The sequence below is a fragment of the Undibacterium sp. Ji83W genome, assembly GCF_049340385.1.
GTDB lineage: Bacteria > Pseudomonadota > Gammaproteobacteria > Burkholderiales > Burkholderiaceae_D > Undibacterium.
The window spans coordinates 429,549-448,580 of sequence record NZ_JBMPOZ010000003.1 but is presented as its reverse complement, the minus strand read 5'-3'; the positions used below and the strand labels follow the sequence as shown (position 1 = coordinate 448,580).

Sequence of the window (19,032 nt, the reverse complement as noted above, 5' to 3'; positions counted from 1 at the left end):
CACACACGGGCAGTTTTCTTTTGCTGAGTGGGATACAATTTAAAGCTGCGGATATCCCAGTTTTCACAACTTCATCCAAGGAAGCACTCATGATCTCCCATGTATTCATAGGCATACACGATTTCGACAAGTCTTTTGCGTTTTACTCTGCACTGATGGCCGAGCTGGGCCTGGTCTTGAAATTCAAGGATGCCACTGAACCCTGGGCAGGCTGGATGGCTGTTGATCAGCCTCGCCCGCTGTTTGTCATCGGCAAACCTTTCAATGGTGAACCTGCCCAGCAAGGCAATGGCCAGATGGTGGCACTGCTGGCGGCATCACGCGCGACGGTGCAGCGCGCCTATGAAGCAGCGCTGGCACATGGCGCTACATGTGAAGGCCCACCGGGTTTGCGCCTGCACTATCACCCCAATTATTATGGCGCCTATTTCCGCGATCCTGATGGCAACAAGCTTTGTGTGTGCAGTCATCATGAGGAAGCCTGATGATAGTGAGATGTATTCTAGGTATTTTCCGCCATCCATTCCTTCAAGCCATTTACCCATTTCGCAGCGGGTAATTTACAGGACAGCCGTATCGCCGTTGCGCGCTCATACAAGTCTTCAAAATCTACTGCGGGGGCTTGTTTGAAGGCGATGGCGACGGTGTTGGCATCATGTACCAGCGGTAGCCAGACCACCGCATCAAAAGCTTCTTGCAGGGCGGCCAGATTGGCAGTGCAATTCGCTTCATAGTTATGCGGATTGCCAAACAGATTGACGGTCAGCATGCCATCTTCATTCAAGGTGTCGGCGCAAGCCTGATAAAACGCAGCGCTGCTCAGCGCGGGGGCATCGGCAGCGGCATCATATAAATCAATTTGCAGCACGTCGACCTGGCCGTGGTTGGCGCTATCGCTGACATAGGCTAGCGCGTCCATGGCCAGGACTTGCAGGCGCTCATCATTTGCCGGCAGCTTGAAATGCTGGTGACAGGCGGCGATCACTTTTGGGTTGAGCTCAATTGCGGTGACCCTGGCTTGTGCGAAATTACGGTAGCAAAACTTGGTCAGCGATGCTGCACCGAGGCCTAGCTGTACGATGTGTTGCGGCTCGTGTTTGAACAACATCCACATCATCATTTGCTGCACATATTCCAGCTCTATCTGATCAGGCATGGCCATGCGCATGGCACCCTGTATGGCATCAGAGGAAAGATGCAGGGTACGTACGCCCTGGTATTCGGCAATACTGACGTCAGGCAGCTCCGTGCTGGCTGCCTGATTTGCCTTGTATAAATTCAAACCCATCTTTTGCATTAATTTCTTAAGCACGAATTTTTAAACATGCATTTCTAAAGATTCATTGCAGGTATCAAGCCTGGGTTTTTGGCCATGTTTCCAGACCTTCGATTGCCACCATCTTTTGCCAGCTTGGGCGGGCGATGACGCGTTGTGCCAGTTTGCTCAGGGCAGGCCATTCAGTCGCCGGGCGTGGCATATTGCGTGACCAGCGCATCAGCATGGTCAGCTGCAGGTCAGCGCCGGAAAAAGTCTCGCCCAGCAGGTAGGGGCCATTCTTGCTCAGGTGCAGGTCCAACTGATCCCAGATGGCAGCGATGCGTTTTTGCAGGGCGGCTTTGGTAGCCACACTATGCTCTTCAAAGCCCAGTTCAGCAGGATAAAACCAGGCGCGGAAAGTCGATTGCAGGCTGCTGCTGATGAACACTATCCATTGCCGCCACTGATCGTGTTCCACGCTGCCTAAGGCTGGCACGAGTCCCGCTTCCGGGTGACGTTCGGCTAACAGCATCAACAGCGCAGCTGATTCGAGATAAGGACGATTATCGATGACCAGGGTGGGCACGACACCGTTTGGATTCAAGCGCAGATACTCTGGATCTTTTTGCTGGTTCTTTTCTACATCGACCAGTTTCAGTTCATGGGCAGCACCAATTTCCAATAAGGCCAGATGAACGATCATGCTGGCTGTGCCGGGGCAGTAATACAGGGTGTACATGGCTATCCTTGATGGGGTTTTAGTATGGCTTTAATGATGGCTTTAATTCTGGTGCGTTTGTCCGCAAACCAGACATTGTGGATTCTTGCTGATACCTATGCTGGTCCAGTCCATGCGCAAGGCATCCAGCAACAACAGGCGGCCTGACAGTGCCTGGCCTATGCCCATGATGACTTTCAAGGCTTCGGCGGCCTGCATGCTGCCTATGATGCCTACCAGCGGTGAAAATACACCCATGCTGGAACACAGCACTTCTTCAAAGGGCTGGTCAGGTGGGAACAGGCAGGCATAGCAAGGTGATGTTTCATCACGGCTGTCAAACACGCTGATCTGGCCATCAAAGCTGATGGCTGCACCGGATACCAGCGGTACTCCAAATTTGACGCAGGCGGCATTGACGGCATGGCGGGTGGCGAAATTGTCACAGCAATCGAGGACGATACTGGCCTGGCTGACCAGTTCTTCCAGCCGTGCATCTGCAGCCCGCTCTTGCAGGGCGATGATGCGTATTTCAGGATTGATGGCTTCCAGCGTGTGTTTGCCTGAGTTGACCTTGGCCATGCCCACAGCTGCCGTGGTATGCATGATCTGTCTTTGCAGATTGGTCAGGTCCACGCTGTCATTGTCGACCAGGGTGATGTGGCCTACGCCGGCGCTGGCCAGATACAGGGCCGCAGGTGAACCCAGGCCACCGGCACCGATGATAAGGGCGCGTGCCTCGGTAATTTTTTGCTGACCTTCTATACCTATCTGGTCCAGCAATATGTGACGGGAATAGCGTAAGAGTTGCTGATCGTTCATCGTCGTAAAAAAGGCCGCTGTTGAAGTAAGCGGCCTTTTTGTTAAAGTTTATTCAAGGGGTTATTTTTTCTTGATATCGGTTTTGTGATCGGCTTTATCAGTTTTAGCCGGTTTATCAGCGTCCTTGCTGCTGTCTTTGCCGTCTTTGTCCTTGCCTTCCTTGTCAACCACTTTGGCTTCTGTGACTTTGACTGGCAAGCCTTTCAGGTGGTTCAAAGCCTGCGCCAGCTGGAAGTCTTCTGCACTACCGTATTCCAGTGGTTTGATCTTTTTCACCAGTGCTGCCACGCGCTGTTCTTCTTCCGCTTCGTCGACTTTAGGACGGGCGACTTCTTTTTCCTTGTCGTTCGTCAAATGCTTTTGCAAGTCAGCTTCACGGGCACGCAAACCATTGATGCCGTCACCATCTGCGGTTTCTTCTACGTTCAGGTCAGGGACGATGCCCTTGGCCTGGATAGAACGACCATTTGGCGTGTAATAGCGAGCCGTCGTCAGCTTGACTGCAGTATCGGCAGAAATCTGGCGTATGGTTTGTACCGAACCCTTGCCAAAGCTTTGGGTACCAATAATGGTAGCGCGTTTGTAGTCTTGCAAGGCACCTGCGACGATTTCAGAAGCAGAGGCAGAGCCAGTATTGATCAACACCACCATAGGCACATTTTTGATCGCTTCTGGCAATTTTGCCAGTGGGTCGCTCAGGGTACGGCCAGAATAATATTCACGGCGGGCATAGAAAGTCGCTTTGGAATCTTGTAACTGACCATTGGTGGAAACTACCGGCACATCTTTGGGCAAAAAGGCGGCAGAGACACCAATGGCACCAGGCAATACGCCACCCGGGTCATTGCGCAAATCGAGTACCAGGCCTTTGATGGCTGGATCTTGCGCATACAGGGTCTGGATTTTCTTGGCCATGTCTTCGACGGTTGGCTCCTGGAACTGGGCAATTCTCAACCAGGCATAGCCAGGCTCAACAATTTTGGCCTTGACGCTTTGCTGTTTGATCAGTTCGCGGGTAATCGTGACGACGATGGGTTTATCTTCGCTTTTACGGAAGATAGTCAGGGTGATCTTGGTATTCGGTTCACCGCGCATGCGCTTGACTGCTTCATCCAGCGTCAGGCCTTTGACAGGCTGGGAATCCAGCTTGGTGATCAGGTCACCAGGTTTCAAACCTGCGCGGTAGGCTGGCGAGTCTTCAATCGGCGAGACGATCTTGACATAGCCATCTTCCATGCCGACTTCTATGCCCAGGCCGACAAACTTGCCCTGAGTGCCTTCTTTTAATTCTTTATATGATTTCTTGTCCAGGTAGGCTGAATGTGGGTCCAGTGAAGCCACCATGCCGGAAATCGCTTCCGTCAGCAGCTTGTTATCTTCTACCGGTTCGACATATTCATTCTTGATGATGCCGAAAACTTCTGTCAGTTGACGCAATTCCTCTACCGGCAGGAAATTGCCCGGGGTTTTTTGCGCCACTGCCGAAAACTGCATGGAAACTGCCACACCGGCAACCATGCCGAGGCCAATTAAACCAAAATTCTTGAATTTGCTGCCCATGTGATTCACCTAAAGCCTATTTAACGATCCAGTTGAGCGGATCAAATACACGTCCTTGATGACGTACTTCAAAGTATAAACCTGATTCTTCATTACCGCCGCTGTTTCCGGCACTGGCAATGACATCACCCGTTTTTACCACATCGCCGACATGCTTCAATACTGCCTGATTATTGCCATACAGGCTCCAGTAACTGCCGCCATGATCAACAATCACCATATTTCCATACCCCTTCCACCAATCAGCAAAAATCACTTTGCCCGGAGCGATGGTCTTGATTTCTGCACCTTCATTCGCCTTGATGAACATGCCTTTCCAGCTAGGGCCATCAGTGCGTTTGCTGCCAAATCTGGCGAGAATTTCACCTTTCACCGGCAAACGCAATTGCCCTTTCAGCTTGTCAAATTCACCTGCAGGCGGGGTTGCCACCTTGGCCTGCCTGGGCGGTTCGTCATCATCAATCGCATTAGGATTGGTGATTTTCGCTGGTTTTTTACCCTGTGCTGCCTGTCTTGCTCTTTCTTTCTGCGCTGCTGCAATTCTTTCCTGGCGTTGTTTTTCTTCCAGTGCTGCCCTGGCTGCATCTGCCTTGGCTTGCTCTTCAATCAGTTTATTTAATTGTGAGACCAGATTGGAGAGTCTTTGTTCATCTTTTTCCAGACTATCAGCCTGTTTTTTTTGTACATAGAGTTTTTCTGCCAATTGACTTAGCAATGTGGCATGTCGTTTTTTCTCTTTTTCCAGTGCTAGCTTATGACTTTTTTCTTCATCGGCTATTTCGTCGAGCTCTGCCTTGGCTTCTTTTGCATCTTCGGCATTTTTTTCAACTGCCAGTAGGCTGATACGCAAGCCATCTATCAGTTTGGCCTGGGTTTGAGAGACATAGCTCATGTATTGCAGTTCGCGGTTGATGCGGTTGGGGTTATCGCCCGACAGCAGCAATTTGATCCGGTCACTGTCGCCACGCATGTACTGGCGGCGTAAAAAATTCGAGAGTTGTGTTTTTTGTTTTTCAACTTTATCAGTCAGGGCTTGCTGCTGCTCTGTCAGTTGTTTGACTTTGGCTTCAGTCTGCACCTGCTCTGCCTGCAAGTCACGCAAGGAACGGTTGGCTTCAGAGATGGATTTTTCTGATTCAGCCATGGCATCGCTGGCATTGTCTTTGGCTGTTTCGGTTTTGTTTATATCGTTTTTTAGCGCTTTCAGGCGGTTTTGCAATTCGGCCCGGTCTGCTTCTGCCTTGTTTTTTTGCTGGGACCTGGCGTTGCTGGCGGCATAAGCGGACGCTGCTGTGCCTGCCATGGACAGGCACAGCAAGCTTGCTATTAAAAACGGTGAAGACTTGGTTTTAAATGGCATTCAATGCTTATTTGGATTTACCCTGGCTGGCAACAGCTTGCAAGGCTGCTGCAATAGCGTCCTGATCACCCAGATAATAATGTTTGATCGGCTTCAGGTCGGCATCGAGTTCATATACCAGTGGCTGGCCATTCGGGATATTCAGGTTGACGATGTCGTCGTCGTTGATACTGTCGAGCGTCTTGATCAGGGCGCGCAGGCTATTGCCATGGGCAGAAATCAGGATGCGTTTGCCAGAGCGTATTGCCGGAGCGATGCTGTCATCCCAGGCAGGCATGACGCGGGCAACCGTGTCTTTCAGGCATTCGGTCAGCGGGATCTGGCTGCGATCCAGACCTGCATAGCGCGGGTCATTGAACGAGGTGCGGTCATCATCTTCTGCCAGTGGCAGAGGTGGCGTATCGTAGCTGCGACGCCACACCAGCACTTGCTCGTCACCATATTTGGCTGCTGTCTCTGCCTTGTTCAGGCCTTGCAGGGCACCGTAATGACGTTCATTCAAACGCCAGTCATGAATCACTGGCAACCACATCAAGTCCATTTCATCGAGTGTGCCCCACAGTGTACGAACCGCGCGCTTGAGTACTGAGGTGTAGGCCAGGTCAAAAGTCAGACCGGCTTGTTTCAATAGCTTGCCAGCCTGGGTGGCTTCAGCCACGCCTTTTGCTGTCAGATCGACATCAGTCCAGCCGGTGAAACGGTTGTCCAGGTTCCAGGTAGATTCGCCGTGGCGCATTAAAACGATTTTATACATAGTGTGCTAGAGGGTGAGATAAGATGAGATGAGTGATTTAGTATGCGATTGCGGCATCTATTTTATAATGACGCGCTTCTGATAACCATTCTTACTACTGGAATCCTGTGAAATTCATTATTGACAATATATTCTGGATAGGTCTCGCCATCATCTCTGGCGGTGCATTGCTGGTACCTGCTTTACAAAGACGTGGTGCCAAGGTGTCGCATTTTCAAGCTACACAATACATGAATCAGGCTAAAACCCTGATTCTGGATGTACGCAGTGCTGAAGAATTTGCTGCCGGGCATTTGCAAAATGCCAAGCACATCCCCTTGCCAGAGCTGAACGACCGTCTGAAAGAGATAGAAAAGTCAAAAAGCAATGTGGTCATTACTGTTTGCGCTTCAGGCGTACGTTCTTCCAGCGCTGCTGGTTTGCTCAGCAAAGCTGGCTTTGCTCAGGTATTCAGCCTTGATGGTGGTATAGATTCCTGGAAGTCGCAAGGCTTGCCAACAGTAAAGTAAAGCAGGAGAGCATCATGAAAGCCCATGTAATCATGTATACCACAGCCGTTTGCCCGTATTGCACGATGGCAGAGCGTCTGTTGAAGTCCAAGGGTGTGGACGATATAGAAAAAATCCGTGTTGACCTTGAGCCCGGACTGCGCGAAGCGATGATGAAGAAGACCGGTCGCCGCACCGTGCCGCAAATCTATGTAGACGACACCCATGTGGGCGGTTTTGATGACCTGTCTGCCCTCGACAGGGCGGGTAAACTTGATCCTTTGCTGAATCCGGTTGATTAAAAGCAGGTTTTTGCCGGATTTTCTACGGGTTTTGCAGCAAAATTGCTGTTTTTGCAGACTACTTGCTACAATAGCGCGCTGCGATCTTGAAATGGCTGGAAACGGCCCTATCTGCCAGTCTCGCTGTTCATTATTAATCTTTTAGAATTTTAGAAAGTTTCACATGTCTGACGAAAATCTGCAGCCCGTATTCCAAATTCAACGCGTTTATCTGAAAGATTTGTCGCTTGAACAGCCAAATTCCCCAGGTATTTTCCTGGAACAAGAAGCCCCAGGCATAGAAGTGTCCGTTGATGTCGGCTCTGAAAAGCTGGCTGATGGCATTTACGAAGCCACAGTAACGGTTACAGTGACTGCAAAAATCGGCGAAAAAGTGGCTTTCCTGGTTGAAGGCAAACAAGCTGGTATTTTCGAAGCGCGCAATATCCCTGAAGATCAACTCGATCCTCTGCTGGGTATCGGCTGCCCTAACATCGTTTATCCTTACCTGCGTTCCAACGTAGCTGATGCGATCACACGTGCTGGTTTCCCTCCTATCCATCTGTCGGAAATCAATTTTGAAGCTTTCTACGCGCAACGTCTGACATTGGCTGCTGAGCAGGCAAATGCCACTACTGAAGCGCCTACGACTATTCAGTAATCTGCTTTATTACTACGGGCTTGATCCGGTTTTTGGCCGGGTCGGCTTGATGAAAGCTACCATGCGACGCTTGCTGACGCCTTTGCCTCTGTTGTTATTGACGCTACTTGCGAGTAGTGCGGCGCAGGCTTTGGAATTCCGTTCCGTTGGTGCTTCGCCTGTCATCATGTACGATGCACCATCTGCCAAAGGCGCAAAACTGGCAGTGGCACCGCGTGGCATGCCGCTGGAAGTGGTGTTTACTTCCGGTGCATGGAGCAAGGTAAGAGACGTCAGCGGTGAAATGAGCTGGGTGGAATCCAAGGATTTGATTACCCGCCGCAGCGTCGTGGTGCGGACAGCCAATGCCAAGATCAGGGCAACAGCAGATGAATCTGCACCGCTGGTATTCAGTGCTGACAAGCATGTCTTGCTGGAAATGGCCGAGCCCGCCGCTGGCGGCTGGGTCAAAGTGAAGCACCGTGACGGCCAGCTTGGCTTTGTCAAAATCAATGAAGTCTGGGGCTTGTAGTGCCTGGGCTTGAGTGTATAGACAGATGACAGTTTGCAAAAAAGGACAGCCTGCTGTCCTTTTTTTACATCTCCCCGGTTATTAAAATAAGCAGAAGTCAGGGACAAGTATGAATATCAGCGTATTGGGCGCAGGTGCATGGGGCACGGCCATGGCAATTGCCTTTGCGGCAAAAAATCAAGTTTTGCTGTGGGGGCGTAATCAAAGCGCCATGTCTGCCATGCAAGCAGATAAACAAAATGTAGCTTATCTGAGCGGTTTCCCTTTTCCTGACAGCTTGCAGATTACTTCAGATTTTGCTGCTGCCATGGCACATGCGGCTGGCCCTGAGGGTTTGCTGGTGATTGCCACCTCAGTCTCAGGTTTACGCCCTACGCTGGAAGCCTGCCGTGCTCATCAGCCTAAGAACATCATCTGGTTATGCAAGGGTTTTGAAGAGTCCACGCAGCTCTTGCCGCATCAGGTGGCAGAACAGGTGCTGGGGCTGGGTGTGGCTTTCGGTGCCCTTTCTGGCCCTTCATTTGCGCAAGAAGTCGCTAAAGGTCTGCCTTGTGCATTGACGATTGCCTCAAAGTCCAATGAACTCAGCAGCCTGGTGGTGCAAGCCCTGCATGTGAATGCCATGCGGGTGTATTCCAGCGATGATGTGGTCGGTGTTGAAGTCGGTGGTGCGGTCAAGAATATCCTGGCAATTGCTACCGGCGTGGCTGACGGTCTGGGTCTGGGCCTGAATGCGCGGGCCGCCCTGATCACCCGTGGCCTGGCAGAAATCAGCCGCCTTGGTGTTGCCCTTGGTGGCCGTTCAGAAACCCTGATGGGGCTGACTGGCGTTGGTGATTTGATCTTGACCTGCACCGGTGACTTGTCCCGTAACCGCAAGGTGGGTCTGGCACTGGCACAGGGCAAATCCCTGGATGTCATCGTGCAGGAACTGGGCCATGTCGCTGAAGGTGTGCGTTGCGCGCAGGCTGTACGAGCGCTAGCGCAGAGTCTGGGCATACAAATGCCAATTACCGATGCCGTGGCTGGGGTATTGTTTGACGGGATTTCATTGCAAGAGATGATAGGCCGCTTGCTGGCAAGGGATGCCAAACAGGAAACGCATTAGTAAGGTATTAAGAAGCGCACATTAAGAGGATCTTAATATTGCCGTCGGTATTCGGGCGAGTGCAAGACGCGGGCAATGACAGTATCAGGTACATGATGCCTGCGTAGAAAGTGCATGGCCTTTGCCAGTCCCAGTACTTCTAGATAGTGGATGCCGAGGTCGACCATGAAGCGTGTCTTCACATCACGCCTGCGCAAAGGCTGCCTGTGCATGTGTAGCATTTTCCGGCGTCTGCATCCTGCCATGATGCCATCCCCTTGAGTTTGCTGAGTTTTATGAGGTTTTGCTCAGTTTCAATAAACTCAGTGTAGAGCGACAAAGGCCGGACAAAGACAGAAATTACGCAGTTTTGACATAGCTTAACAAAAAAGACCATGGCTACCATGGTCTTTGTCTGCCCCTCGCCACATTTTGCTTCAATCCAGAGGGTACTGGTATTGCTATTATTTTAAATCAGTCGCTGCCGTAAAGATGGCGAGCAGGTTTTCCAGACCCAACTGGTCTTCTTCGTTGAAGCGTTGCAGGCGCGGGCTGTCGATATCAAACACGCCGTAAATCTCGCCATCCTTGATCAAAGGGATGACTATTTCAGAGTTGGATGCTGAGTCACAGGCGATATGCCCCGGAAATGCATGCACATCTTCCACCAGCACGGTGCGTCGTTCTGCTGCGGCTGTACCGCATACCCCGCGTTTGAATGGGATGCGGGTACAGGCCACCTTGCCCTGGAATGGGCCCAACAGCAGGTCATTGGGAAACTCTGCATTCGGCTTGCTGGCTGGTGCGCACAGGTAGAACCCAGCCCAGTTCAAATCACTGATACTGCTATAAATGAAGGCAGAAAACTGGGCCGCATTGGTGATCAGATTGCGCTCACCTTCCAGCACGCTGGCCAGCTGGCGCGCCAGCATGGGGTAATCGGGTTTGTCGCTGGCAGCCGGAGTGCTAAACATGGGTGTATTCCTGAAGGTTTAATTTTCTTGCTGTTCATCTTCGCTGCTTGCGGTCTTTACCGCAGCAGTAGCAGGGAGTGACAGAGGCTTGGTATTTCTTTTCGCAGTCAGGTAATCAGGCAAGACTTTCCTTGCATGACTACCCCTGCCTTTGACCGGAACTTGTGACGGCTCAACGCGAAACTGCATGCGTTGTCGTGTTGCCAGCGCCTTGTTTGCCATGTTGAGTCCCGGATTTACAAACTAAAATTAGAGCACGTAGCGTGACAGATCTTCATTCACCGACAAGGCTTCCAGGCGTTCATTGACGTAGGCTGCATCGATGGTGACAGTCTTGCCGGTATTCTGGTGAGCATTGAAAGAAATCTCTTCCAGCAGTTTTTCCATGACGGTGTACAGGCGGCGGGCACCGATATTTTCTGTCGTTTCGTTGACTGAATAAGCGATACCGGCCAGTCTTTCCACGCCTTCAGGTGTGAAGTCTATCTGTACCTCTTCCGTTGCCAGCAATGCCTGGTATTGACGCGTCAGGCAGGCATCGGTGCCCGTCAAAATACGTTCAAAATCAGCGATGGACAAAGATTCCAGTTCCACACGGATAGGGAAACGACCCTGCAACTCAGGGATAAGGTCCGACGGCTTGGCCAGGTGGAAAGCACCGGACGCAATGAACAGGATATGGTCAGTCTTGACCATGCCGTACTTGGTATTGACGGTCGTACCTTCTACCAGTGGCAGCAAGTCACGCTGCACACCAGCACGTGAGACTTCTGCACCGCCGGTTTCTGAACGCGAAGCAATCTTGTCGATTTCATCAAGGAAGACTATGCCGTTTTGCTCTACATTGCGTATCGCATCCTGCTTCAATTCTTCTTCATTGACGAGTTTGCCCGCTTCTTCTTCAATCAGGAACTTCATTGCTTCCTTGATTTTCAGCTTGCGTGATTTCTTGCGGCCATTGCCCATGCCAGAAAACATGGTCTTGATCTGCTCGGTCATTTCTTCCATGCCAGGTGGCGCCATGATTTCCATATGGGTCACGCCTTCGGCCACTTCGATTTCAACTTCCTTGTCGTCCAGCGCACCTTCACGCAGGCGCTTGCGGAAAGTCTGGCGGGTGGTATTGTCTGGCGTTGCAGCTTCGGTTTCATTTGGATGGAAGCCAAAATCACGCGCAGGTGGCAGTAAGATGTCGAGGATACGGTCTTCTGCCGCGTCTTCGGCGCGGGCACGCACTTTACGGGTAGCGGCTTCGCGGGTTTGCTTGATGCCGATATCGACGAGATCGCGGATGATGGTATCAACATCGCGGCCTACATAACCAACTTCAGTGAACTTGGTCGCTTCGATTTTGATGAAGGGTGCGTCAGCCAGCTTGGCCAGGCGACGGGCGATTTCGGTTTTACCGACGCCTGTAGGGCCTATCATCAGGATATTTTTTGGGGTGATTTCATGGCGCAGCGGTTCTTCCACCTGCTGACGACGCCAGCGGTTGCGCAGGGCGATGGCAACGGCGCGTTTGGCCTTGGACTGGCCAACTACATGTTTATCAAGTTCAGAGACGATCTCTTGCGGGGTCATGTTCATTGCTAATTCCAATCTATTCCAGTGTTTCTATGGTATGCGACAAGTTGGTATAAATGCACAACTCACCAGCAATAGTCAGGGATTTCTTGACGATGTCGACTGGCGACAAATCGGTATTTTCAAACAGGGCAATCGCAGCGGACTGGGCGAAGGTACCACCAGAGCCGATTGCGCCTATGCCCTGGTTGGGTTCCAGCACATCGCCATTGCCGGTAATCACCAGGGTGCTGTCTTTGTCTGCTACCAGCAACATGGCTTCCAGGCGGCGCAGCATGCGGTCGGTGCGCCAGTCTTTGGCCAACTCCACCGAGGCGCGCATCAAATGCCCCTGGTGTTTTTCCAGCTTGGATTCAAAACGTTCTATCAAAGTGAAGGCGTCAGCCGTGCCGCCAGCAAAACCTGCCAGCACCTTGTTGTGATACAGCTTGCGCACCTTGCGGGCCGTGCCCTTCATGACAATATTGCCCAGTGTCACCTGACCGTCGCCGCCCAGGGCAACAAGGTTGCCGCGTCGCACCGTCAAAATGGTGGTGCCGTGAAATTGTTCCATATGAACCTCAAAAAATAGTGCCATTCCTGCGCGCGAACATGGGTCGTGAACGGGCAGTATAAGCAGGCCAAATTGCCTGATTTGTAGAAAATGGGGTGTTTTTTCTGAATTGCAAGCGTGAACAAATCACGTGTATATATGACAGCAAATGGGCGGGCAAAAGCCCACCTTGCTACAGTTTAGTGCTTGCGGGGGATGATGCTGGCGATGTTTTTCAAGCCCATGGCATTGAATAACATCATGACCAGATAATTGACGCCTTCAAAGCGTATATTCATTCCGGCTTTGCTGGCGATAGGTGCCAGGCCATTCAACAATTGCGCAGAGGCACCAAATTCCACACGTTCCAGGCGGGTGCAATCAAGGATCAGCGGATTATGCTGTTCTGCCTGCATGGCAATATTGGAAATCAGGAATTCTGTTTTGCCTTCGACTACTTTTGGCATCATGTAGCGGTCAGAGGCTTCTTCCTGCGCCGGAGCTTCTGGCATGGCGCTGGTGACATTGTTCTTTGGTGCTTCAAATGAGGGCGGCGACACTTCGAAAGTAATACAGTAATCCATACTGACTTCTTCGAAGGCTTGCTCAAAATGCAGTAATTGCAGGATTTCCAGCAACAACAGCCATGGCGCTTCAGTTTCATCGCGACGGCCTACCAGCAAGATACTGCGGATTTTATCTGCCAGGTCTTTGGCACCCACCAGTAACAAGTCATGACCGGATTTTTTCAAGCCTTTAAGGGCGCGCAATAACAAGCCACAACCTATGGCGTCTACTTCCTTGACGCGGGAAAAATCCAGGCGCAGGCTTTTACTCTTGCCTGCAGCTATCTGTAATTTTTCCATTGACTTGATGGTGCCGCTATCGAGCTTGGCCGGGAAGCTGACATTCGCCACCGTGGTATCGCCCTGAACCTCAGCATCATTGTCGTTGCCCATCTGGTTTTCTGGCCACAGTGGTGGCGAGGTTTCAAATTTATTGGCGTAATCGAGCGACAGGCTTTCAAACTTGTTCTGGTCATTCGTGATGCGGTACAGGTCAAACAGCATTTGCCAGCCAATTTCCGTGGCACCACCAAGCTCGTGGTTATGCACGGCAGAAGCCAGCATTTGCTCGGCAACTTCATTCTGGCCGCTGGCAAACAGGATGGCTGCTTCTTCCAATACGGGGACGGTTTCGCTATAGGCGAGGGCAGATGCCGACATTTCCGAATTTTGCCCCAACAGATAATCTGTAGGCATCATCATCGGTAATGTGGTCTGGAACTCTACTGGCGGCGCTTTTCTTTCCAGCGGTTCGGTGGGAGCACCCAGATCAGTTTTGGTGATGGTCGGCGGACGGGTCTTGACGATGTCACGCGACATTTCAAATTCTATGGCGTCAATTTTTCTCTCGGTAGCGCGGGCGATATGACGCTGAGCAATAATAGAATTGCTAAAAACCTCACTGTCCTGGAAACCGCCAATGACGGTATTACCATTCTTGGAGCGCGTCTTTCTCGAAGAAGATTTCTCGGTGGAGCGATCTTCTTGCTTGACACCTTTTTTACCGAAAAGAGAAAAAATCCCCACTTTATTCCCAAATAAAAATAGAAGCGCTGACCACCCGGTAGCGAATTTGACGAGTGCTTAGTATATTCTGATTTCCGTTCCAATGGTTGACTGGGCTCAACTACTCAACTGAGTTTTTCTTGAAATGTTCTTTTAATTGCTACGCAAGATCTGTGAAAACCTTGCAAAAAAGCAGCTTTTTTGCAGGAAATGGGGGCGGATGCCGCCTCCCATACCAACAGCTTATGAATTAATAACCTAAACGTCAATTACATCTGCTTACATTTTTCTTGCAATTCTTAGCTGATTTTTTAACATTAAAAGCTGACACGCAGTCCAGCCATGACATTTCTGCCGGGCTGAGGCAGGGTTTCTTTCAAAACTGAAGTAGAAAGACGGATATCCTGATTCAGTAAATTCTTCGCCATCAGAAACCAGGTCAACTGCATATTCTGGTAAGGATGAGTATAAGTCAGGCTGGTGTCGACCTTGGTATAAGCAGGTGTAACAAAACCTTCAAAACTGGCAAGTCTGTCCTGGCGCAAGGCATGCAAGACGTCCACACCGGCACGCCAGGCGCCAGTGCGGTAAGCAATGTCAAAACCGGTACGTGTCGCAGGTTGCAATGGCAGGCTGCCCTGGTTATCCAGGCTGCCGCGTGAATAATCGGCAAAAGCACGTCCTGACCAGCCTTCACCCAACTGGTTGTAACTGATCTCGGCTTCACCGCCACGTATGGTGGCAGATGCCTGCGACCAGTTGCGCAGCGTAAATTCTGCGTCGGCATCAGGAATGCCTGCTTCATCTACCTTGATACCATTGGTATGGCCGTAGATGTAATTGTTGACCTTGTTCAGGAAGGCATTGATCTTCCAGCGCAGCACACCATGCGTCTTTTGTACGCTGAACTCCAGGTTACGCGAGGCTTCTTTTTTCATGTCGGCATTGCCAATGTCAAAAGTGGCGGTTGATTCATGCGGCCCGGCTGAATACAGTTCTTCTGTCGCTGGGGCACGTTGCGCCCAAGACAGGCTCAGGCCTGCGCCATAAGATTTGTCGAATTGCCACAGTCCACCAACAGAGGCCGAGAATAAATTGAATTCACGCGCTTTCAAGCCCGTGCTGGCATCCGGTGTGCGCTTCACATTTTCAAAGCGCATGCCTGTGCTGGCCATGACATCGGCAATCTGTTTTTGCTCGACAAAGAACAGCGCAACCGAATTGGACTTGGTGCTTGGTACCGTATCGGCGCGGCCAGTAGCAGCAGACAAGGCAGAGAATTTCACCTGTTCGGTCTGCAAGCCCCAGCTACCTTGCCAGCCCGCCCAGGAAGGATGGGACAACAGGATGCGGCTTTCCAGCATCTGGTTTTTGAAGTCGGTGACGGGTGTACCGTCCTCGGCTTTTTCTGTGTGCTTATAGTCGGTGGCACTGAATTTGTATTTCAGCGTATCAAAACCATTCAATGGCGAATTGAGCAAACCATCAATGTCGAGGCGGTTTTGCTTCAAATCGATGAAAGAACGTTCTGCCGTTGGTATGCCATAGTGGTCATTCAGGGTTTGTACTGCAGCACCGACATAACCCCAGGACTGTATAACCGAAGCACCCAAAGCCAGCGAAGATTCGCGGGTAAAGCTGGACGGCACGCGGCCACTGCCTGAGGTGGGGTCACTCAAAGAGATACTGCCTGGTATTTTATAGTTACCGGTTTCACGGCTGGCACCATCTGCATGCAGACCGATGACTCCGCTTGAGCCGTCCAGCGAGAATGACAGGCTCTTTTCCTGGTTGACGCTGCCCAGGCGTACTTCGCCTTCGCCCGTCATTTTCTTGTTCAGGATAGTAGGTATGCGGTTGTCGATGACATTCACCAGACCACCAATGGCACCACTGCCGTACAGCAATGCCGCAGGGCCACGCAAGACTTCTATCTGTTGTGCAGTGGCACTTTCACTGGCAACGGCATGATCATTCGATAGGCTCGATACGTCAGCCACCCCCATGCCATTTTGCAGGATCTTGACACGCGGGCCTTCCAGGCCGCGGATGATGGGGCGCGATGCGCCAGCACCAAAGCCGGATGCAGATACGCCCAGTTCGGCTCCCAGGGTATCACCCAGTGAAGTGCCAACCTTGGCCCGGAGCTCCGGTCCTGACAATATCTTGGCTGGAGTGAGCACTTGCATATTCTCATCAGAGCTGATGGGGTTGGAGGTGACTGTTACGGTATTGATGGTGCCGCTTGCAGAATCAGTTTGGGACTGTGCGTGGACAAGCTGAGTGATAGGCGTCAAAAGTACCAGCACCGCGCTGGCGATCAGTGTGCGTTGAAAAACCATGTTATTTCCTGTTTGCGAATTGAGGCAAGAACGGCGACATCTCAGACGCAAAGCTGCATCTGAAAAATCGGATAGCCAGCAGCACCGGTCAGGATGCTCTGGCGCTGATCAGGCAAACAGGGAAGGTGGGGCGCGGGAAGAAAAAGGGACTTGCAGCAGAGCGTGCCAGCTCAGTATGGCCGGGTTCAGGCTGACGACAGCCTGGCCCTCCAGCAGTTCAATGGCGTCCGGGATGTGCTGCAGAAATTCTGCGGCACTGACGGCATCGTACAAGGCGCAAGAGTGCAGGGTATTACTACCCTCATCCTGACTGCCGAACAAGAAAGAACCCAGCTGCGCAGTTTGCTGCACAACATTGGAAGATATCTGGTTAGCAGTCCCGCCCGCATGTGAGATGCGATGCGCCAGCCCCAGCCACTGTGTAAATAACAGTGCAGGCAACAGGACACACAGCAACCATCGTTTGCTGTTTTTCATGTTGATCTGGGAGGGGCGTAACATCTTGAGATTAAATTTCCAGTTGATACCGGGTCAAATTCAGGTTCAAAAATACTTGAAAATATGTAGCAAAAAACCGACAGTACATTGCCATTATGACAGCCGGATGTCTTCCAGCTGCATGGCTTGGAAAGAATTATCCAATAAAAGTTCAATTCATTGCAACATGGTTGCATTCAATTTCAATAAAAAAGCGCGCAGTTGCCACCGCACGCTTTTGCAAATCAGAAGCGCTATAAATACTAGCTAATGAGAGCCAGTAAAGACTAATACTTAATACTCAGTCGCCGTACAGCTTTTGCTTCATTTCACGTCTTTGCTGTGCTTCCAGTGACAGGGTCGCTGTCGGACGCGCCAGCAGGCGTGGTACACCAATTGGCTCACCGGTTTCTTCGCACCAGCCGTAATCGCCGTCATCAATACTATTGATGGATTGCTGTACTTTTTTCAGCAATTTGCGTTCACGATCGCGGGTGCGCAATTCCAGCGCATGTTCTTCCTCTATCGTGGCACGGTCTGCCGGGTCTGGTACCAATACGGTTTCACGAAGATGCTCGGTGGTTTCGTCGGCGTTCTTCAATAAATCCTTCTCAAGCTGCTGCAAACGGGCCTTGAAAAATGCCAGTTGTGCAGCGTTCATATAGTCCTTCTCGCCCATCTTGAGGATTTCTTCCTCTGTGAGCAGAGCTTCAGGTGCGCTGACTGTAGCAGTCGATTTAGGTGATTTAGTTGCCACTTCGCTAACTTTCGATACGACGGGTTAATACATAGAACAAATCTGAAACAACCATTTGTCCCAGACAATTATCCTCCCCTTATTGATAAAGTAAATGACATTTGCATGAATGCCACTTGCACGACAGACAACGTCTGACTTCAATAGCCCGCTAGTTTATACCAAACAATGCTCCAAACCTTCAATAAATATGTCTTTGGGTAGATTTTTGCCAATAAATACCATCTTGCTTTCACGCAATTCATCTTCTCCCCACTTGGCACCAACATCCGTGCCCATGATTTGGTGCACACCCTGGAAAATCACCTTGCGGTCTGCCCCTTCCATCAGCAATACCCCTTTGTAGCGCAACATGCGCGGACCAAAGACTTGCACCAGGCCACCCAGGAATTCATCAAGTTGCCCGGTATTGAAGGGGCGTGTGCTTTTGAAGACAAAGGCAGCAATGTCGTCGGAATGATGGGCGTGATGGTGGTTATGCACATGTGGAGCATGGTCATCGTGCTCAGTGTGTTCTTTGTGATGGTGGTGTTCATGGGTGCAATCATCAGCGCAAGCCTCGTGCTCATGTTCGTGTCCGTGCTCTGCTTCTTCAGCACGCAGGAAGTCGGGGTCGAGATCCAGCTTGGCATTCAGGTTGAAGCCTTTCAGGTCCAGTACTTCGCTGATGGCGATCTTGCCAAAGTCGACGGCAGTGATGGGAGCACGCGGATTCATGCGGGCCAGGCGGGCACGCAATGCAGCCACAGCTTCTGTATCAACCAGATCAGTTTTTGACAAGAGGATCTTGTCGGCAAAGCCAACCTGGCGCTGCGCTTCTTCATGTTCATCAAGTTGCTGCATGCCGTGGCGGGCATCGACTACCGTAACAACCGCGTCGAGCATGTAATAGGTACCAACTTCTTCATCGACAAAAAAAGTTTGTGCCACCGGGCCAGGGTTGGCCAGGCCTGTGGTTTCTATGATGACGCGGTCAAAGCTCAGTTTGCCTTCGTTCTTTTGCTGTATCAGCTTGCTCAGTGCAACGATGAGGTCGCCGCGTACTGTGCAACAGACACAGCCATTATTCATTTCCACGATTTGTTCATTGCTGTCTTGCACCAGGATTTCATTGTCTATGTTCTCCTGGCCAAATTCATTTTCGATGACAGCAATCTTGTGACCGTGATCTTCTTGCAGGATACGGTTCAGCAAGGTGGTTTTACCTGCACCCAGAAAGCCGGTGAGGATAGTGGTAGGGATTAATGCCATGATTTTTCTCTAATACTTTAATACAGTTGATCTACGGATTTACC

The 19,032-nt window shown here is 51.0% G+C and carries 22 protein-coding genes; 6 read left to right on the top strand and 16 right to left on the bottom strand.

The annotated features are described in order from the left end of the window. Positions 1-89 precede the first annotated feature (89 nt). Positions 90-485 (top strand): VOC family protein, encoded by a 396-nt coding sequence (locus ACO0LD_RS08840; RefSeq protein WP_423005796.1) that lies wholly within the window; start codon positions 90-92, stop codon positions 483-485. Between the two features lie 17 nt (positions 486-502). Here the strand turns inward: ACO0LD_RS08840 and ACO0LD_RS08835 are convergent, their stop codons facing one another. The 6 genes from ACO0LD_RS08835 to gpmA are packed head-to-tail and all read right to left on the bottom strand — an operon-like array spanning position 503 to position 6,472. Then, positions 503-1,312 (bottom strand): spermidine synthase, encoded by an 810-nt coding sequence (locus ACO0LD_RS08835; RefSeq protein ID WP_423005794.1) that lies wholly within the window; start codon positions 1,310-1,312, stop codon positions 503-505. A 40-nt stretch (positions 1,313-1,352) separates the two neighbouring features. Then, positions 1,353-1,997, bottom strand: a complete 645-nt coding sequence (locus ACO0LD_RS08830; RefSeq protein ID WP_423005792.1) for a glutathione S-transferase family protein — start codon at positions 1,995-1,997, stop codon at positions 1,353-1,355. A 42-nt stretch (positions 1,998-2,039) separates the two neighbouring features. After that, positions 2,040-2,798, bottom strand: a complete 759-nt coding sequence (locus tag ACO0LD_RS08825; RefSeq protein WP_423005790.1) for a HesA/MoeB/ThiF family protein — start codon at positions 2,796-2,798, stop codon at positions 2,040-2,042. A 60-nt stretch (positions 2,799-2,858) separates the two neighbouring features. Next, positions 2,859-4,358: a S41 family peptidase gene (locus ACO0LD_RS08820; protein WP_423005788.1), complete on the bottom strand. Its 1,500-nt coding sequence runs from the start codon at positions 4,356-4,358 to the stop codon at positions 2,859-2,861. A gap of 16 nt (positions 4,359-4,374) precedes the next feature. Beyond that, on the bottom strand, positions 4,375-5,718 hold the full coding sequence (locus ACO0LD_RS08815; RefSeq protein ID WP_423005786.1) for a murein hydrolase activator EnvC family protein: 1,344 nt from the start codon (positions 5,716-5,718) through the stop codon (positions 4,375-4,377). Positions 5,719-5,725: 7 nt separating this feature from the next. Further along, positions 5,726-6,472, bottom strand: a complete 747-nt coding sequence (gene gpmA, locus ACO0LD_RS08810; protein ID WP_423005784.1) for a 2,3-diphosphoglycerate-dependent phosphoglycerate mutase — start codon at positions 6,470-6,472, stop codon at positions 5,726-5,728. Positions 6,473-6,579: 107 nt separating this feature from the next. Between gpmA and ACO0LD_RS08805 the strand changes: the two genes are divergently transcribed. The 5 genes from ACO0LD_RS08805 to ACO0LD_RS08785 all read left to right on the top strand — a co-directional run bounded on the left by ACO0LD_RS08805 (position 6,580) and on the right by ACO0LD_RS08785 (position 9,521). Further along, a complete protein-coding gene (locus tag ACO0LD_RS08805) occupies positions 6,580-6,981 on the top strand; it encodes a rhodanese-like domain-containing protein (protein ID WP_423005782.1) in 402 nt (133 codons plus the stop codon). A gap of 14 nt (positions 6,982-6,995) precedes the next feature. Further along, positions 6,996-7,262: a glutaredoxin 3 gene (grxC, locus tag ACO0LD_RS08800; protein WP_423005780.1), complete on the top strand. Its 267-nt coding sequence runs from the start codon at positions 6,996-6,998 to the stop codon at positions 7,260-7,262. A 163-nt stretch (positions 7,263-7,425) separates the two neighbouring features. After that, positions 7,426-7,902: a protein-export chaperone SecB gene (secB, locus tag ACO0LD_RS08795; protein ID WP_423005778.1), complete on the top strand. Its 477-nt coding sequence runs from the start codon at positions 7,426-7,428 to the stop codon at positions 7,900-7,902. A gap of 61 nt (positions 7,903-7,963) precedes the next feature. After that, a complete protein-coding gene (locus ACO0LD_RS08790; protein ID WP_423005911.1) occupies positions 7,964-8,413 on the top strand; it encodes an SH3 domain-containing protein in 450 nt (149 codons plus the stop codon). A 109-nt stretch (positions 8,414-8,522) separates the two neighbouring features. Beyond that, the gene (locus ACO0LD_RS08785) at positions 8,523-9,521 is read left to right on the top strand and encodes an NAD(P)H-dependent glycerol-3-phosphate dehydrogenase (protein ID WP_423005776.1); all 999 of its coding nucleotides are present in this window, start codon (positions 8,523-8,525) and stop codon (positions 9,519-9,521) included. 32 nt (positions 9,522-9,553) lie between these two features. On the opposite strand, the gene ACO0LD_RS08780 is transcribed toward ACO0LD_RS08785, so the two are convergent. From ACO0LD_RS08780 to ACO0LD_RS08735, 10 genes are all read right to left on the bottom strand, one after another. Next, the gene (locus tag ACO0LD_RS08780; RefSeq protein ID WP_423005774.1) at positions 9,554-9,733 is read right to left on the bottom strand and encodes a hypothetical protein; all 180 of its coding nucleotides are present in this window, start codon (positions 9,731-9,733) and stop codon (positions 9,554-9,556) included. Between the two features lie 231 nt (positions 9,734-9,964). Further along, positions 9,965-10,474: a GAF domain-containing protein gene (locus ACO0LD_RS08775; RefSeq protein WP_423005772.1), complete on the bottom strand. Its 510-nt coding sequence runs from the start codon at positions 10,472-10,474 to the stop codon at positions 9,965-9,967. Between the two features lie 18 nt (positions 10,475-10,492). Further along, entirely contained in the window at positions 10,493-10,696 is a 204-nt protein-coding gene (locus ACO0LD_RS08770; RefSeq protein WP_423005770.1) for a hypothetical protein, read from the bottom strand. 27 nt (positions 10,697-10,723) lie between these two features. Further along, on the bottom strand, positions 10,724-12,061 hold the full coding sequence (gene hslU, locus ACO0LD_RS08765) for an ATP-dependent protease ATPase subunit HslU (RefSeq protein WP_423005768.1): 1,338 nt from the start codon (positions 12,059-12,061) through the stop codon (positions 10,724-10,726). Between the two features lie 13 nt (positions 12,062-12,074). Further along, positions 12,075-12,611 carry an ATP-dependent protease subunit HslV gene (gene hslV / locus ACO0LD_RS08760; protein WP_422941668.1) on the bottom strand — a complete coding sequence of 179 codons (537 nt, stop codon included), beginning with the start codon at positions 12,609-12,611 and terminating at the stop codon, positions 12,075-12,077. A 179-nt stretch (positions 12,612-12,790) separates the two neighbouring features. Then, positions 12,791-14,182: a hypothetical protein gene (locus tag ACO0LD_RS08755; protein ID WP_423005766.1), complete on the bottom strand. Its 1,392-nt coding sequence runs from the start codon at positions 14,180-14,182 to the stop codon at positions 12,791-12,793. Positions 14,183-14,478: 296 nt separating this feature from the next. Continuing rightward, positions 14,479-16,503, bottom strand: coding sequence for a TonB-dependent receptor (locus ACO0LD_RS08750; RefSeq protein ID WP_423005764.1), 2,025 nt, complete (start codon positions 16,501-16,503; stop codon positions 14,479-14,481). A 108-nt stretch (positions 16,504-16,611) separates the two neighbouring features. Then, positions 16,612-16,980 carry a hypothetical protein gene (locus ACO0LD_RS08745; RefSeq protein ID WP_423005762.1) on the bottom strand — a complete coding sequence of 123 codons (369 nt, stop codon included), beginning with the start codon at positions 16,978-16,980 and terminating at the stop codon, positions 16,612-16,614. 301 nt (positions 16,981-17,281) lie between these two features. Beyond that, the gene (gene dksA, locus ACO0LD_RS08740; protein ID WP_423005909.1) at positions 17,282-17,686 is read right to left on the bottom strand and encodes an RNA polymerase-binding protein DksA; all 405 of its coding nucleotides are present in this window, start codon (positions 17,684-17,686) and stop codon (positions 17,282-17,284) included. A 207-nt stretch (positions 17,687-17,893) separates the two neighbouring features. Beyond that, positions 17,894-18,988 carry a CobW family GTP-binding protein gene (locus ACO0LD_RS08735; protein ID WP_423005760.1) on the bottom strand — a complete coding sequence of 365 codons (1,095 nt, stop codon included), beginning with the start codon at positions 18,986-18,988 and terminating at the stop codon, positions 17,894-17,896. Positions 18,989-19,032 lie beyond the last annotated feature (44 nt).